13 protein-coding genes are annotated in these 16,218 nt (G+C 70.9%); 9 read left to right on the plus strand and 4 right to left on the minus strand.

The features are described 5' to 3' along the window. Window positions 1-26 precede the first annotated feature (26 nt). From WMF36_RS40065 to WMF36_RS40075, 3 genes are all read left to right on the plus strand, one after another. On the plus strand, window positions 27-119 hold the full coding sequence (locus WMF36_RS40065; RefSeq protein ID WP_437582014.1) for an AraC family transcriptional regulator: 93 nt from the start codon (window positions 27-29) through the stop codon (window positions 117-119). 182 nt (window positions 120-301) lie between these two features. Further along, window positions 302-1,417, plus strand: a complete 1,116-nt coding sequence (locus tag WMF36_RS40070) for a S8 family serine peptidase (protein WP_437576104.1) — start codon at window positions 302-304, stop codon at window positions 1,415-1,417. Between the two features lie 535 nt (window positions 1,418-1,952). Next, complete coding sequence (locus tag WMF36_RS40075) at window positions 1,953-2,342, plus strand: RNA recognition motif domain-containing protein (RefSeq protein WP_437576105.1); 390 nt, start codon at window positions 1,953-1,955, stop codon at window positions 2,340-2,342. Window positions 2,343-2,575: 233 nt separating this feature from the next. On the opposite strand, the gene eno is transcribed toward WMF36_RS40075, so the two are convergent. Continuing rightward, complete coding sequence (gene eno, locus WMF36_RS40080; RefSeq protein WP_437576106.1) at window positions 2,576-3,871, minus strand: phosphopyruvate hydratase; 1,296 nt, start codon at window positions 3,869-3,871, stop codon at window positions 2,576-2,578. 277 nt (window positions 3,872-4,148) lie between these two features. Between eno and WMF36_RS40085 the strand changes: the two genes are divergently transcribed. The 5 genes from WMF36_RS40085 to WMF36_RS40105 all read left to right on the plus strand — a co-directional run bounded on the left by WMF36_RS40085 (window position 4,149) and on the right by WMF36_RS40105 (window position 13,022). Further along, entirely contained in the window at window positions 4,149-4,790 is a 642-nt protein-coding gene (locus WMF36_RS40085; protein WP_437576107.1) for a DotU family type IV/VI secretion system protein, read from the plus strand. Next, window positions 4,787-5,881, plus strand: a complete 1,095-nt coding sequence (locus WMF36_RS40090) for a type VI secretion system protein (RefSeq protein ID WP_437576108.1) — start codon at window positions 4,787-4,789, stop codon at window positions 5,879-5,881. The genes WMF36_RS40085 and WMF36_RS40090 overlap by 4 nt, the downstream gene beginning before the upstream one ends. 288 nt (window positions 5,882-6,169) lie before the next feature. Then, window positions 6,170-11,620 (plus strand): AAA family ATPase, encoded by a 5,451-nt coding sequence (locus WMF36_RS40095; RefSeq protein ID WP_437576109.1) that lies wholly within the window; start codon window positions 6,170-6,172, stop codon window positions 11,618-11,620. Further along, entirely contained in the window at window positions 11,617-11,994 is a 378-nt protein-coding gene (locus WMF36_RS40100; protein ID WP_437576110.1) for a response regulator, read from the plus strand. The genes WMF36_RS40095 and WMF36_RS40100 overlap by 4 nt, the downstream gene beginning before the upstream one ends. Window positions 11,995-12,269: 275 nt before the next feature. Next, window positions 12,270-13,022: an Hsp20/alpha crystallin family protein gene (locus tag WMF36_RS40105; protein WP_437576111.1), complete on the plus strand. Its 753-nt coding sequence runs from the start codon at window positions 12,270-12,272 to the stop codon at window positions 13,020-13,022. A gap of 63 nt (window positions 13,023-13,085) precedes the next feature. On the opposite strand, the gene WMF36_RS40110 is transcribed toward WMF36_RS40105, so the two are convergent. The 3 genes from WMF36_RS40110 to WMF36_RS40120 all read right to left on the minus strand — a co-directional run bounded on the left by WMF36_RS40110 (window position 13,086) and on the right by WMF36_RS40120 (window position 15,480). Next, window positions 13,086-14,072 carry a DsbA family protein gene (locus tag WMF36_RS40110; RefSeq protein ID WP_437576112.1) on the minus strand — a complete coding sequence of 329 codons (987 nt, stop codon included), beginning with the start codon at window positions 14,070-14,072 and terminating at the stop codon, window positions 13,086-13,088. A 122-nt stretch (window positions 14,073-14,194) separates the two neighbouring features. Further along, on the minus strand, window positions 14,195-14,878 hold the full coding sequence (locus WMF36_RS40115; RefSeq protein ID WP_437576113.1) for a hypothetical protein: 684 nt from the start codon (window positions 14,876-14,878) through the stop codon (window positions 14,195-14,197). A gap of 137 nt (window positions 14,879-15,015) precedes the next feature. Further along, window positions 15,016-15,480, minus strand: a complete 465-nt coding sequence (locus WMF36_RS40120) for a methyltransferase family protein (RefSeq protein WP_437576114.1) — start codon at window positions 15,478-15,480, stop codon at window positions 15,016-15,018. A gap of 57 nt (window positions 15,481-15,537) precedes the next feature. On the opposite strand from WMF36_RS40120, the gene WMF36_RS40125 reads away from it, so the two are divergent. Then, window positions 15,538-16,191, plus strand: a complete 654-nt coding sequence (locus WMF36_RS40125; protein WP_437576115.1) for a TetR/AcrR family transcriptional regulator — start codon at window positions 15,538-15,540, stop codon at window positions 16,189-16,191. Window positions 16,192-16,218 lie beyond the last annotated feature (27 nt).

A 16,218-nucleotide genomic window follows, 5' to 3' on the forward strand; every position in this document is an offset into this window, starting at 1 on the left:
CGCCTCCCGCCCCGTACCTTCGAGAGCTGGGCTTCTCCGACCAGGCCCACCTGACGCGGCTCTTCAAGCGCGAGCTCGGCGTGACTCCCGGACGCTACGTGCGCAGTCGCCCCCGGTGACGCGAAGCACGTCCAGGCCATAGGAGCCCAGTTCAGCTCGCTTCTCTGCCCGGCGTCATCCGCGCACTCAGGGATGAAATCTTTTCCCCTCTTCCCCTTGCGTCCCTTGGCCCTCGCGGTCCTCTTCCCGTCTGCCGATTTTCTCGGGATTTTGACGCGATCGCTGCTCTAGCATGGCGCCGATGTCGCTCGACCCCCGGCACATCCTGCCCATCGCGGACCGGCTCCACGCGGAGCCCGGCTACGCGGGCCGGGATGTGACCATCGCCTTCATCGACGCCGGCTTTTACGCCCACCCGGACCTCGTCACGCCGCGCAGCCGCATCCTCGCCTACCACGACATCTCCGCCCCCGAAGCGGACCTCTCCGCGCTCGAGCGCCCTGACGTCTCGTCGTGGCACGGCATGATGACCTCGGTGGTCGCCGCGGGGAACGGCGCGCTCTCGGACGGGCGCTTCCGCGGGCTCGCCTGGGAGGCGAACGTCGTGCTGGTCAAGGTCGGCTCCGCGCACCGCATCGTCCACGACGACATCCGCAAGGGCATCGCGTGGGTGATCGCCCACCGCGAGCAGTACGGGATCCGCGTGCTCAACCTCTCGTGCGGGGGCGATTACGAGGAGTCGTACCTGACCGGCAGCCTGTCACGCGCGGCCGACGACGCGACCCGGGACGGCATCGTGGTCGTGGCGGCCGCAGGCAACGCCGGGCACGATGCGGCGCACAGCGTCCTCCCGCCGGCCAGCGCGCCGAGCGTCATCGCGGTCGGGGGGCTCGACGACGGGGGCGCCGGGGACCGGACGTGGCACTACCACTCGTCGTACGGGCTCACCCTCGACGGGCTGCAGAAGCCGGAGCTCATCGCGCCGGCGATCTGGCTGGCGGCGCCCATCCTGCCCGGGACGCCGACCGCGGCGCAGGCGCAGCTCCTGTCGCTGCTCGACGGCGCGCCGGACGACGAGCTGCCGGGGCTGCTCGTCGAGCACGCGTGCGTCGATCCGGACCTCGACGCCGTCGCCGGGCGCGAGCCGTACCTCGTGCGCCAGCTCGCGGCGGCCAAGCTGCGCGACCAGAAGGTGATCTCCGGCCACTACAAGCACGTGGACGGGACGAGCTTCGCCGCGCCCATCGTGAGCAGCGTCGTGGCGCAGATGCTGGAGGCGAACCCGCGCCTCTCCCCGCAGCAGTGCCGGCGCATCCTGATGAAGACCGCGCGCGGGCTGCCCGGCATCCCGCTCGAGCGGCAAGGCTGGGGCGTCGTGCAACCCCGCGCGGCCGTGGCCGCGGCGCGCGCCGCCTGAGCGGGGCCGCCCGGCACCGGTCGCAGCGCGCGCCGCTCCTCCAGGTTGAGCGCCGGAAAGGCAGGCCACCCTGCCCGGCTGCCGGCACCCCGGCGGAGCCCTCGAGCACGGACGACGGCACGAAGAGGCCCCGGAACCGTGCGTCCACAACACATCGGCGATCGCCTCGCGAGGGCGCAAACGCGGCCGCGAGGCCCGCACGCCGCCTCATCGAGCGCCCCCGCCGGCGCCGGGCGCGCGTCCTCGGGCGCGCACGCCCGGTCCCGGACGCGCGCCCGAGCTCGATCATCGTCAGCCAGACGCGGCCAGCCTGGGGGAATACCTTGCGTACCCCGTCGCCGGCCGGTAGCTTCCGAAGCGCCTCAAGGCTCGTTCGTCCTCGACCTCTGATCCGGCCGCCTGCTGCAACGTGGTTGCCTCTTCCGAACGTGGGGTGACGGCTGGTCGTCGGGGAGTGTTTTCGCGTGCGGCCCGCGGCACGATCCGGGCCGTTTGCGAGGGAAGCGGGGATCGTGCAACGGGATTGGCGGCAGACATGAGCAAGCGGCTTTATGTGGGGAACCTGGCGTTCCATTCGACGGAAGACAGCCTTCGCAGCGCGTTCGAGGCGGCAGGTGTCGAGGTTCTGTCGATTCAGTTGATGACGGACCGGATGACCGGGCAGTCTCGCGGTTTCGGCTTCGTGGAGGTGGGCGATGCCCAGGCGCAGGCGGCCATCAACGCGCTGCACGGCAAGGACCTCGACGGCCGCACGCTGACGGTCAATGAGGCGCGCGAGCGCACCGGCGGCCCCGGCGGCGGGGGTAGCGGTGGCGGTGGCGGCTTCCGTGGCGGTGGCGGCGGCGGAGGTGGCGGCCGTGGAGGCGGCGGCGGCCGAGGAGGTGGCCGCGGCGGCGGCGGCGGCGGCGGGCGCGACCGCTGGTAACCCCAGCGCGATAGGGGCCCCCCGGCGCACCGCCGCGGGGGCCCGTACTGCGTCCTCTGCATCGGCAACATCGACGACGCGGGGGACGGCCATGCCGGAGAGGCGCCCCGGGGACGCCAGGAGACGCGAGGACCTCGCGCGCTCCCGGCGCCTCGGCGCGCTGTCTCTTCGGGCCGACGTGCGCGCTGGGCCCGCGCGCCGGGGATCCCTTGCGGGATCCCTGACGGGTGGAGCTAGCTGGCGCGCTGCGCCGCGGGGCGGCGGAACGGCGAGCGGCCGGCGAAGACCTGGCCGTCGCCGAGCGCGTACGCGATCCGGAGCAGCTGGTTGTACTTCGCGACGCGATCCGAGCGGGACGCGGAGCCGGTCTTGATCTGGCCCGCGTTCGTCGCGACCGCGAGGTCGGCGATGAACGTGTCCTCGGTCTCGCCCGAGCGGTGCGAGATGATCGACCGGTAGCCGCCCTCGCCCGCCTGGCGGATGCAGTCGAGCGTCTCCGTGACCGTGCCGATCTGGTTCAGCTTGATGAGGATGGCGTTCGCGAGGCCGTCCTCGATGCCCTTCGCGAGGCGCGCCGGGTTCGTCACGAAGAGGTCGTCGCCGACGAGCTGGATCTTCTTGCCGAGCCGCTCCGTGATCAGCCGCCAGCCCTTCTCGTCGTTCTCGGCGATGCCGTCCTCGATCGACACGATCGGGAACGCCTTGCAGAGCTCGTCGTAGATGGCGACGATCTCCTCGCGGGTCTTCTGCTGCTTGTCGAAGGTGTACCGCTCGGTCTTCGCGTCGTAGAACTCGCTGAGCGCCGAGTCGAGCGCGACGCCGACGTCCTCGCCGGGGCGGTAGCCGGCGGCCTCGATGGCGCGCACGACGTACTCGAGCGCCGCCCGGTTCGACGGGAGGCGCGGGGCGAAGCCGCCCTCGTCGCCGACGGCCGTGACCATGCCGTCCTTCTTGAGCAGCCCCTTCAGGGTGTGGAAGATCTCGGTGCCCGTGCGCAGCGCCTCGGCGAACGACTGCGCGCCGTAGGGGACGATCATGAACTCCTGGATCTCGAGGCCGTTGTCGGCGTGCATGCCGCCGTTCAGGATGTTCATCAGCGGCGTCGGCAGGACGCGCGCCGAGGTGCCGCCGAGGTAGCGCCAGAGCGGTAGGTCGACCGTGTCCGCGGCGGCGCGGGCGGCGGCCATCGACACGGCGAGGATCGCGTTGGCGCCGAGCTTCGACTTGTTCGGGGAGCCGTCGGCCTGGATGAGCACCTGATCAAGCTCGGCCTGATCGAGCGCATCCATCCCGAGGACGGCCGGACCGAGCACGGTCTCGATGTTCTTCACCGCGGTGAGCACGCCCTTGCCGAGGAAGCGCTTCTTGTCGCCGTCCCTGAGTTCGACGGCCTCGTGCTCGCCGGTCGACGCGCCGCTCGGCACGGCCGCGCGGCCCGTGCCGCTCAGCGTGGTGACCTCGGCCTCGACGGTGGGGTTGCCGCGCGAATCGATGACTTCGCGCGCGATGACGCTCTGGATCTCCGACATGACCTCTCCTCAAGGGACCGCTTCCTCGCGACCCCGGCAGCTCTCGAAGGGGGCTCGAGAAGCGGCGGGAGCATAGGCGCGCGCCCCCCCGGTTGTCGACGCTCCGGTGCACCTGCGGCGCACGGCGCCGCCGGGCCGCGGGGCGCGCCTCGCCGTTGACACGGGGCCGACACGCGCCTGGACGGGGCCCTCGCCCCACCGATCCGGGCGCGAGCGCAGGTGCGCACGCGCGCCCGGGTCGACGGTCGGTGCGCGCCTGGCGTAAGCTCGCGGCCGCGTGGAAACCTCCATCGGCGTCTTCGGTGAGGAGATGCTCCTCTGGCTCTGCATGCTCCGCCAATCGCCGCGGCGGCCGCCGGCCGATCACGTGCTGCGGCAGGCGAACCTGCTGCTCGAGGAGCTCAAGGGGTCCAAGCTCGCGCGGGAGATGCCGATCGCCTCGGTCGACGACGGCATGTTCGCGCTCGCGGCGTTCGCGGACGAGCTCGGGATGTCGCTGCCGGACCTGCGGCCGGTCTGGGCCCAGCGCCCGCTCCAGGCGGCGCGGTGGATGACGAACAACGCGGGGGTCGAGTTCTTCGAGCGGCTGGAGCGCGTCCGCAAGGGCCCGCTCGTGGTGATGGCGACCTACGCCTGCGTGCTCGGGCTCGGCTTCCGCGGCCGCTACGCGCTGCCGGGGCAGAACCCCGACGACCTGCTGCGGATCCGCCGCGACCTCTCGCTGAGCCTCGGCGTGGATCCGGACCGGGACTGGAGCGGCGGGGTGCTCCGGCCGGCGAGCGTCGAGGGCGTGGCGGTCCAGCACCTCCCCAACCTGCCGCTCTGGCAGTCCGCGCTGGTCGGGCGGACCCTGGCGGCGCTCGTCGCCGTCGCCGGCGCGGCCGCGATCGCGTGGACGATCGCCCAGAGGGTCGGATGAGCGGCTCCTTCGTCTACGAGCTGGCGAGCGTCCACGCGCTGGTCCAGCAGGCGAACCCGGACAGCGACCAGGGGATCTACGCGGTCCCCTGCTACCTCGTGCTGGGCGAGCCCGGCTCGGGCCGCTCCACGGTGATCCGCTCGATGAACCTCACCTGGTCCCCGGGCGGCGCCCCGCTCCCGATCGGCGTGCCCGGGGCGCGGTGCTCGTACTGGCTGGCGAAGGAGGCGCTCTTCATCGAGCCCGAGGCGTCGGTGCTCGGCCCGCGGCGGGAGCCGGCCGAGCTCGCGCAGCTCTGCGACGAGCTGCTCCGCTCGCGGAAGCGCGAGCCGATCGACGGCATCCTCCTCGTCCTGAGCATCGCGGAGTTCATCGAGCTCGACGAGCCGGGGATCGAGGCGTACGCGAACCGCATGCGCGCGTACCTCATCGAGGTCGGCCGCGCGCTGCGCGCCGACGTGCCGGCCTACGTGGTGCTGTCGCGCTACGACACGCTCTGGGGCTTCGCCGAGGTGTTCCAGTGGACGCACGAGCGCGGGCGCGAGGAGCCGTGGGGCTTCACGCTCCCGCTCGAGACGAGCCCGGACAACGCGGTCCCGCGGATCCTCCAGGAGCTCGAGGGGCTGAACGCGCGGCTGGAGTCGTACTGCCTGGCGCGGGTGAGCTCGGAGGACCCGCCCGACGCGCGGATGCGGGCGTTCCAGCACCTGGCCGAGGTGCGGGCGCTGATGGCGCGGCTGCGGCAGCTGTTCGGGGCGCTCGCGATGGCGAACGCGTTCGAGCGCGCGCCGTGGCTCCGCGCGGTGGCGATCGGCAGCGCGCTGCCCGGCATGGGGGACCGGCTCCGCGCGGGGGCGACGCGGTTCATCAACATGGGGCTGGCGCAGCCGCCGAACGCGGCGGTCGCGCCGCGGCCCGGGGGGCTGCCGATCCACGCGACCATGAGGGCGGTGGTGCTGCCGGAGCGCGACATCGTGCCGCTCCGGCCGCGGTGGCGCGACGACCGGTTCACGCTGTTCTGCTTCGTGGGCGGGCTCTTGCTGCTGCTGGCGGCGGGGGTGACGGAGCTTGTCCTGAGGCAGCTGGGGTGATCGGCGTGGCTCAGGGGGCCCCCTCTCCGCGCCGCGCCTGCTGAGGCGGAGCGCCGCCCGCAGCAGCGCCGCCTGCGCCGAGCGTCCGGTTGACAGGGCGTGTGGACGGTTCATACCGCACGCTATGGGGGGGCGCGTCCCACGTACGGAATCGACCTGCCGTTCAGTGTGCTCGCTGCATTGCGCCCGGGCGCGCGCGATGCGGACGGGCCGTAGCGGCTGCAGCGCGAGGCTCCCGGCGCGGAGCTGTCCAGGCGGGACCGGGGCAGCGAGCGCAAGGACAGCCCGATGACACACGCTCCGATCCAGCCGAGAACAACGCACATCAGAGGGCATCACATCACGGCGAAGACCGGCGAGGGCGCGGGCTCCGCCACGTACCGGGCGCGCCGCGACGCCGACGGGCTCGAGGTGGCGGTGAAGATGCTCTACGCCGATTACACGCGGATCGGCGACATCCTGCGCTTCAAGCACGCCTACCGCGTCATCGAGCGCATCGACTCGGCGAGGGTCCTCAAGGTGCACGCCGTCGAGGAGCACGGGGATGGCCTGATGCTCTTCACCGAGTATTTCCCGGGCGCCCCGCTGTCCGCGACGATCTCCGCGGCGGCGACAGGCGAGCTCGACGCCTGCGCGGCGCTCGACACCGTGATCCCGGTGGCCGAAGCCCTGGCCGACATCCACCGGCTCGGCCTCGTCCACGGCGACGTGAGGCCTCCGAACATCCTGCTCGGAGACGGCGGTCAGGTGAAGCTCACCGGCTTCGGGGTGGATTCCCTCGTGACGCGCGAGAAGGAGGCGATCTATTCCCACCGCGTCCTCTCGGAGGTGCTCCCTTACGTGTCGCCCGAGCAGACAGGCCGCATGAACCGCGGCGTGGACTACCGCACCGACTTGTACTCGCTCGGTGTCGTGCTCTTCGAGATGCTCACCGGGCGGAGGCCGTTCGAGGCGATGGACCCGCTCGAGCTGATGCACGCCCACATCGCCGTGGAGCCCGTCCCGCCGTCGGAGATCAACCCGGAGGTGCCCGGCGCGCTGTCCGCCATCACGATGAAGCTCCTCAGCAAGAACGCTGAAGACCGCTACCAGTGCGCCGAGGGGCTGAGGGCCGATCTGGAAGAGCTCCGGTCGCGGTGGCGAAGCGGCGGCGAGGTGGGGGCGTTCAGCCCCGGCCAGCGCGACAGGAGAGACCTCTTCCGGCTCCACCAGAAGCTCTACGGTCGCGAAGGGGACATCCAGGCGCTCATCGATTCATTCGACGACGTGCTCCGGGGAAAGCGCACGATCGTCCTCGTCTCGGGCTATTCGGGCATCGGCAAGTCGTCGCTCGTGCAGGAGATCCTGAAGCCGCTGGCCCGCGAGAAGGGCTATTACATCAGCGGGAAGTACGATCAGTACAACCGCGACACGCCGTACAGCGCCATCGTCCAGGCGTTCGACGCGCTCATCAAGCAGCTCCTCTCTGAGAGCGAGGAGCGGATCACGACGTGGCGCGGCGCCATCCTGGACGCGCTGGGGAGCAACGGGCAGGTCCTCTGCGATGTCCTCCCGTCCTTGAAGCACGTCATCGGCGAGCAGCCGCCCGTCCCCGCGCTCGGCCCGGTCGAGTCCCAGCATCGCTTCATCCTCTACTTCCAGAACTTCGTCTCCGTGTTCGCCCGGCACGCCCACCCGCTGGCCCTGTTCCTCGACGATCTGCAATGGGTGGACTCGGCCAGCCTCAGCCTGATCGCGAGCATCCTCGCGAAGGAGAGCGTGGAGTCGCTCTTCTTCTGCGGCGCTTACCGCGACAACGAGGTGAGCCCTACCCACCCCTTCCTCGTCGCGCTGGAGGAGCTCGAGAGGAGCGGCCTCGGGGTGCGGAGCATCGTCCTCGAGCCCCTCGCCCTCGCCCACCTGATCGAGCTCGTCAACGACAGCCTCCAGATCAGCGACGGAGGCGCCCTCGCGGGCGCGGTCCTGAAGAAGACCGGAGGCAATCCGTTCTTCGTGAAGCAGTTCATGAGGCACCTTTACGACGCGAAGGTGCTGGTCTTCGAGCCGGCGAGCGGCTGGGGCTGGGATCTGCAGCAGATCGGGCGGCTGGAGTACACCGACAACGTCCTGAGCCTGATGACGGAGACCCTCCGGCGCTTGCCGCAGGCGACGCAGCGGGTGCTCCGGCTGGCCTCGGCGATCGGGAACACGTTCGAGCTGGACGTCCTGAACACCGTCAGCGAGAGCGCCCCCGAGGAGACGTACGCGAGCCTCGACCACGCCCTCGGCGAGGGCTTGATCGTGAGCGCGAACGAGCAGATGCGCTTCGCGCACGACAAGATCCAGGAGGCCGCGTACTCGCTGATCCCGGGGCGCGACAGGCCGGCGTTCCATTACCGGATCGGGCGGCTCTTGCTCGGCAAGCTGCGCTCCGACACGGGGCACGACCTGTTCGACGTCGTCAATCACCTGAACAGCGCGGGCGAGCTGATCCACGCACCGGAGGAGCGCATCGAGTCGGCCAGGCTCAACCTGAAGGCCGCCGGGCGAGCCGAGGAGTCGGCGGCCTTCACCGCGGCCCTGAAGTACCTGGAGCACGGCATGGCCATGCTGCCTGACGACGCGTGGATCTCCGATTACGATCTGGCGTTCGTCTATCACACGAAGAAGGGGTTGCTGGAGTCGCTGTGCGGGCGGCACGACGACGCGCTCGCGACCCTCACGGGCACCTTCGACAGGGCGGCGGGGCGCCGTCACAAGACGGAGGTGCGGCGCCTGAAGATGAAGGTGGAGATCCTGAAGAACGATCTGCCTGCCGCCATGGACGAGGGGCTCGTCGCGCTCCGCGCGTACGACATCCACCTGCCGCCCTATCCGGACGACGGCGCGCTCGCCGCCGAGCTCGATCGGACCCTCGCGATGATCGGCGACCGGCCCATCGCCTCTCTCGTCGATTTGCCCGCGCTGGACGACCCCGAGATCGCCGCCTTCCAGGACCTCCTTCAGGAGATGTTCTCGCCGACCTACCAGCTCGGCACGAACAACTTCGGCATCACGGTGATGAAGGCGCTCCAGAGCTCGCTGAGCCACGGCATCTCGAAGAGCTCGACCTACGCCTACGTGAATTTCGGGACGTTCCTCTGCGCCGGGCTCGACATCGAGAAGGGCTACGAGTTCGGGCGGGCGGCGATCCGCCTGAACGAGCGCCACCCGGACGCGAAGACCGAGTCCATGCTGTGCAACATGTGGGGGGCGTGGGTCCAGCACTGGATGGACACCTACGAGAGCTCGAAGGCCTCCCTGCGCAAGGGCATCCACGCCGGCATCGAGACGGGGCAGTACATCTGGGCCTTCTACAATGCGTGCAACGCGAGCATGAACGGCCTGCTTCGCGGGGCGCACCTCCACGACGTCATCGAGGAGGCGAGGCTGTACGTGCCGCTCTGCAAGCTCGACAAGTTCAACACGATCACGTGGATGGTCGGGGCGGTCGCGCAGCTCTGCGAGCACCTCGGCGCGCCGTCCGGGGGCGACTGGACGCGCGGCGCATGGGTCGACATCGACGCCGTCGCCGAGGAGGCCCGGCGCATCGACAACCGAGCGTCCCTCTACTTCCTGAACATCTTCAAGGTCCTCGCCGGCGTCTTCGAGGGCGCGTACGAGGAGGTGGCCGGGCTCTGGGGCTCGACCGATCCGGGCAGCCTCGGAATGCTCGCCGCGTGGCACGCGAGCCCTTGCTATTATTTCTACGGCGGCCTGGCCTCCTCGCGGGCCGCCGGGACCGCCGCCCCTGCGCTCAGGGAGGTGTACCTCGCGCGGCTCAGGGAGTGCGTGCGCAAGGTGGAGTCCTGGGCAGCCCTCGGCCCGGAGAGCCACCGTCACCGCGCCTTGATCCTGGAGGCCGAGCTCGCCCGAAGCGAGCAGCGCGAGGACGCGGGCGCCCTGTACGATCTGGGGATCACGGCCGCGCTGGAGGGTCAATTCCCGCACGACGCGGCGCTGGCCAACGAGCTCTGCGCCCGCCATTACCTCGATCTGGGCAGGACCTTCGTCGCGTGTGCCTACATGGCCGAGGCGCACAGGCTCTACGGGCGCTGGGGCGCCGCGCGGCCGATGCGTCGCCTCGAGAGGGACTTTCCGCACGCGCTCCGGCCGGAGGCGATGCGCAGGCAGGCCGCTTCGGGGCCTGCCCCTCCGTTCGACGCCTCGCACGCCCCGCACGCGCCGCACCCGGAGCTCGACGTCACCACCGTGCTCAAGGCCTCGCAGGCGGTCTCGGGCGAGCTGATCCTCGACCGGCTCATCGAGACGCTGCTGACGATCGTGGTCGAGCACGCGGGCGCCGAGCGAGGCCTGCTGATCCGCCCCCGCGGCGCCGAGCACGAGATCGAGGCCGAGGTCGTCACCCGGCGCGACCGGGTCGAGGTCGCCCTCCGGCAGGCGCCCATCGCGCCGGCCGATCTCCCGCTCGCCATCTTCCACTATGTGATTCGCACGCGCGAGAGCGTGATCCTGGACGACGCCGCCGTGCCCAACCAGTTCTCGGACGACGCCTACGTGCGCGAGCGGCGCCCCCGCTCGGTGCTCTGCCTCGCCATGGTGAAGCAGGGCACGCTCGTGGGCGTGCTCTATCTGGAGAACAACCTGACCCCGCGCGTCTTCACGGCGGATCGGATCGCGATGCTGGAGCACCTGGCCTCCCAGTCCGCCATCTCGCTCGAGAACGCTCGCCTCTATACCCAGGTCCAGCAGGAGAACAGCGAGCGCAAGCGGGCGGAGCAGGCGCTGCGAGAGAGGGAGGCGCGGATCCGGCGCCTTGTGGAGTCCAACATCATCGGGATCGCCTTCTGGGACCTCGACGGCAGGATCACCGACGCGAACGACGCGTTTCTGTCCATGCTCGGCTACGACCGGCAGGAGCTGGTCTCGGAGAAGATCCAGTGGTCAGCGAGCACGCCACCGGAGTTTGATGCGATAACCCAGCGGGCGCTCGACGAGATCCACTTGACGGGTCAGTTCCAGCCTTTCGAGAAGGAGTTCTTCCGGAAGGACGGCAGCCGCGTCCCGGTGCTGCTCGGCGGCGCGCTATTCGAGGGATCGGACAACCAGGGGGTGGCCTTCTTCCTTGACGTGAGCGAGCGCAAGCAGGCGGAGGAGCGCCAGAGGCTCCTGCTGAACGAGCTGAACCATCGGGTGAAGAACACGCTGGCGATCGTGCAGGCGATCGCCGTGCAGACGCTCCGCATGGCGGACTCGCCCGGGGCGTTCACGGACGCGTTCCTGCCCCGGCTCCTGGCCCTGTCCCAGACCCATAACCTGCTGAATGAGACCTCCTGGCAGGGCGCCGGCCTCCGCGACATCGTGTGCGCCGAGCTGGCGCCGCACGCCGGCGGCGACGCCGAGCGCGTCCGTGTGACCGGCGAGGACGTGCGCCTCCGGCCGGAGGCGGCGGTGACGCTCGGCATGGCCTTCCACGAGCTGGCGACCAACGCGGCCAAGTACGGGGCGCTGTCGCAGCCGTCCGGCCGCGTGGCGGTCACATGGAACGTGAGCGCACAGGGGAACGAGCTGCTGCTCCGCCTGGAATGGCAGGAGACGAACGGACCACCTGTCCGGCCGCCGCGCCGCAGGGGCTTCGGCTCGCGCCTGATCGAACGAGACCTGCAGCGCCAGCTCGCCAAGGAAGTGCACCTCGACTTCCTGCCCGAGGGCGTGCGCTGCGTGATGTACCTGCCGCTGGAGCGCGTGATCGCAGGATGATCCCGGATCCGGAGAGCCCGAACGAGCTGCAGGGGCTGCGTATCCTCATCGTCGAGGACGAGCCCATGATCGCCTCATCGCTGGAAGATGTCTTGACCGATCTCGGCTGCGTGGTGATCGGCCCGGCGTTGAACATGCGGGACGCGATCCGCCTGGCCCGCGAGGCGGAGATGGATGGGGCGAGCCTGGACATCAACATCGCCGGCGAGAAGGTCTATGCCGTGGCCGACATCCTGAGAGAGCGAGGCATCCCGTACGTGTTCATAACCGGGTACGGGAAGGCAGGGCTGCGCGAGTCCGATCTCAGCCGCCCGGTGCTGCAGAAGCCGTACAGCCTCAACCGTTTCGTCGAGATCGTCCTGCGGTGGCGATAGCCGGGCTCCCGGGCGCGGCGGTGGCCGGATTTGAACATGAAGGCGGGAAGGCGGGAAGAAAGGATCAAGGATCTTCCTGCCTTCCTGCCTTCATGTGGAATCTCTCTGAGCAGATGACCGCATCACCGGCAGACGGGCTCCTCGTGGCTTTTTGCTGCGGCGCGTGCGTGGCCGTGTGGCCTCGCACGGCAGGGGCGCATCGCATCGGCGTGCCCTTTCGCGAGGGCGATGGCGGCATTACATTTGCTATGGTTCCTGATTGAAAGGAGGTTCCCATGGCGGAACAGCAGCGTCAGCAGACGGGTCAAGACGTTCCTGTGGCCAGGTCGCAGCAGGGCAAGCCCAGCAGCCAGGCGACGGGCCAGACATCGTCTCAGGAGGCCGGTGGTCAGTCCACCGAGCTGCAGCGCCAGCAAGGGGGTGGTCAGCTGGGGCAGTACGGCGCGGCGGGCGGGATCTTCAGCCCGTTCACGATGATGCGCCGGGTGATGGAGGACATGGATCGCATGTTCGAGGACTTCGGCATCGGTGGGATTCTGTCGCCGTTCAGGCAGTCCCGTGCGATCGAGCAGGGCGGCGGGCGGGGTCTCTCGTCCTTCGGTGGCGGCCTCTGGTCGCCGCGCATCGAGGTGGGCGAGCGCGGCGGGCAGCTCGTCGTGAAGGCCGATCTCCCGGGCGTGACGAAGGATGACATCCGGGTGGCGCTCCAAGACGAGGCCCTGATCATCGAGGGTGAGCGCCGGCAGGAGCAGCAGGAGCAGCGCGAGGGCGTGAGCTACAGCGAGCGCAGCTATGGTTCGTTCATGCGCTCCATTCCGCTGCCCGAGGGCGTGCAGCCCGACGACGTGGACGCCAGGTTCGAGAACGGCGTCCTCGAGGTCTGCCTCAAGCTGCCGCAACAGCAGCAGCGCGGTCGCACGGTAGAAATCAAGGCCGGCGGCGGGTCCACGGCGCAGATGGCCGGCGGACAGGGGACGAGCGCGGGCGGCGGCCAGACGGCGCCCGAGAAGGCGAATCGGCCCAGCTGAACGGGCCTGTGTGCCGGGCAAAGGGGATCGAGAAGGTGACGCCGGCGGCGGGGCCGGCGGAGCTCACGGCGCGCCAGGCGCTCCGGCAGCCGCGGCCGCCGCTCCCCTGCCCCCACCGAGGATCGCGAGCTCGGTCTCGATCCACCGATCGAGCTCCCCCTGCAGGCTGAACAGCGCCAGATCGAACTCCCGCCCATTGACGACGATGAACGGCGTCCCCGAGAGCCCGGCGCGGTCGGCCTCGGCCTTGTCGCGCGCGATCACCCTGGCGGCGGCCTCGCCGGCCATGTCGGCGCGGAAGCGGGCCATGTCGAGGCCGACCTTCTGCGCATAGCCGAGCAGGTCCTTCTCCTCGAGCCGCTGCTGGTTCTCGAACAGGAGGCGCTCCATCTGCCAGTAGCGGCCCTGCGCGTGCGCCGCGATGGCGGCGCGCGCCGCGGGCTCGGCGTGCGCGTGCGACCGCAGCGGATACACCTTGTGGACCAGCCGGACGTTCGGCGCGTGGCGCTCGAACACCTCGTCGAGGAGCGGGACCGCGCGGCCGCAGGAGGGGCACTCGAAGTCCGACCACACGACGATCTGGACCGGCGCGCGCTCCGGCCCCCGGGACGGTGAGTCGGCGAGGTCGATCTTCTTCACGTTCGGACCGAACCGCACGCCGTACGCGGCCTGCGCCTCGGCGGCGCTCGCCCCGCCGCGGATCTTGTCGGCGACGAGCTGCGCGGCCGGCACGCAGGCCGCGCAGGGGCGCGACTCGCGGACGCACTGCGCGAGCGACACCGCCTGATCGGAGCAAGGCGCGTAGAGCTGCGAGACGAGCTGCCACCACGTGTGGCGCTCGCGGCGGACGAGCTCGGTCGTGTTCACGCCGGGCAGCTCCTCCGGCTCGCCGCCGGAAGCGTCGAGCGGGGCGGCGCCGGGCGGGCCGGGAAGCGGGACCGAGGAAGCATCCGCGAACTGGGGATCTTGCCGCTCCGCGCCGCCGCATGCGGCGAGCGCGGTGAGCGCGGCGAGCGCGAGCCGTCGTGCACCTGATCTCGGAATGAACACGCGCGGATGCTACACCGCCGCCGCGGCCGAGCCAGGTCGAAGCGCCGCCCGGGGCCCACGCGCCTCCCCCGCAGGCGCTCACGACGCCGCGCCGGCGGCGCACGCCCGGCGCCGCTGCCCCCTCAGAAGGCGCCGCCGAGGCCGAAGGTGGCACGGTCCGGCGCGAGGCCGACGTGCGGCGCGAGCCGGAGTCGCGGCGAGCGGAGGCGGATGTAATCGTAGCTCTCGGTCGTCGTGGGCTCCTCGTGCTGGAGGACGGCGATGTCGATGATGTTGGCCGTGAGCAGCCCGAGGCTGCTGCCGATGAGCATGCCAGCGATCTCGTCCCACCCGCGGCTGGAGTCCGAAGAGCTGCCGATGAGCAGGCCGACCATGCCGCCGCCGAGCGTGCCGCCGGCGTTGAGGCCGAGGCTGGCGAAGCCCTTGCCGAGGTGGCCGTTGGCCCAGTGGGTGACCGGACCGCCGAGCACGAAGGCGCCGGCGGCCAGCCAGGCGAGCGGCTCGTTCTCCGTGGCGACGGCGAGGGGCACGAGCCCGAGGGTCCCGCCGAGCACGATGAGGTGCTGCCAGCCGTACCAGACGCGCTTCGGCCTGGGCTGCTCGAGCGCGGGAGCGCTCCCGGGCTGCCACGGGTAGGGGGCCAGGCTCCTCGACCACTCCGGGGGCGGCGGGGGAGGTCCGGGCGGCGAGACGCCGGCCGGCGGCGCGGCGCCGGGCGCCGGCTGCATGGCGGCCGCCTGCGCCGCCGTGAACACCACGGTCGCCGCGCAACCGAGCCGCAGCACCTCGCGAAGCATGCCTGTCATCCAGCGCCCCTCTCTTCCTTCTCTCACCCCTTGAGCCCCGCAGCCTCTTCTACTTCCTTTCGCTCGGCTGCTGCACTCAAATCCGGGCCCGCATCCACGCGAGCGGTGAGGGACGGCCCCTCCGGCGGCGCGCGCCGTCAGACCCAGCGCCGCGTCGACCGAGCGTAGGTCTCGTACGCAACGCCGAACCGGGCGCGCATTCGCCGCTCCTCGAACGCGATGTACCAGCGATCCACGACCGCGACGAAGACGGCCGCGAGCAGGAAAGACGTCGCCGCGCCGCTCAGCATCGACATGCCCACGGCGGCGAGGCCCATCCCGAGGTACATCGGATTCCTGGACCACCGGAAGAGCCCATCGGTCACGAGCCGCGTGGGCTCGGCAAAGGTGTTGATCTCCGTCGCGGCCCGCGCGAACTGCGCGCGCGCCGCGATCGCCACGGCGACGCCGGCCGCGAGCGGCAGGAGGCCTGACAGTCGATACGGCGCCGGGAGCACCGACGCGCGCGGCAGGAGGGCGTGCGTCAGCCACATGAACGCCACCACGACGAGAAGGAGGACCGGCGGGAGCAGATTGCGCGGGAATGCATTCGAGGTGATCATGAGCCGCCAGTCTAGCGATCCGCAGGATCACGGTGACTCGCGTTGGGAAGAGCGACGATGAAGAGCCCGCAGAAGCCGCGCAAAGAGCCTCGCCAGGCGCGCTCACGCTTCCTCGTCGAGACCATCGTCGAGGCCGCAGCTCGCGTTTTCGACGCGCACGGCTACGACGGGGCGAACACGAACGAGGTCGCCAGGGTCGCGGGGGTGAGCGTCGGGTCGGTTTACCAGTACTTCCCGAACAAGGACGCCCTCGTCACCGCGCTCCACGAGCGCCACGTGCGCCACATGGTGCGAATCCTCGACCAGGTCGACGCGGCGGCCGGCGCCCTCTCGCTGCGGGAGGCGACGGAGAGGCTCGTCGCGAGGAGCCTCGAGGTCCACCGGACAGAGCCGCGCCTGCAGCGGCTCCTCCACGCCGATCTCCCGACGCTCGAGCAACAACGCGCGCTGAGCGAGGCCAGCCGGGCGGTCCTCGACCGCACCCGGCAGCTGCTGTCGCGCCATCGCTCCGAGATCGCCCAGCCGGATCTCGATCTCGCCACCTACGTGGTCCTGCGCATGTTCGAGGAGCTCGTCCACGCGGCGGCCCTCGATCCGCCCCCGGGCGTCGAGGACGGCGCGCTCCGGCGGGCGATCTCCGACGCGCTCCTCGGCTACCTCACGCTCGCCGCAGGACCGGCGCGGGCGGCGAGCCCCGCGGACCGACCGTAGCGTGACGCACGCTCCTCGCGGCGCGGA

The organism is Sorangium sp. So ce887 (assembly GCF_051521455.1).
In the GTDB taxonomy this organism is placed as follows: domain Bacteria; phylum Myxococcota_A; class Polyangia; order Polyangiales; family Polyangiaceae; genus Sorangium.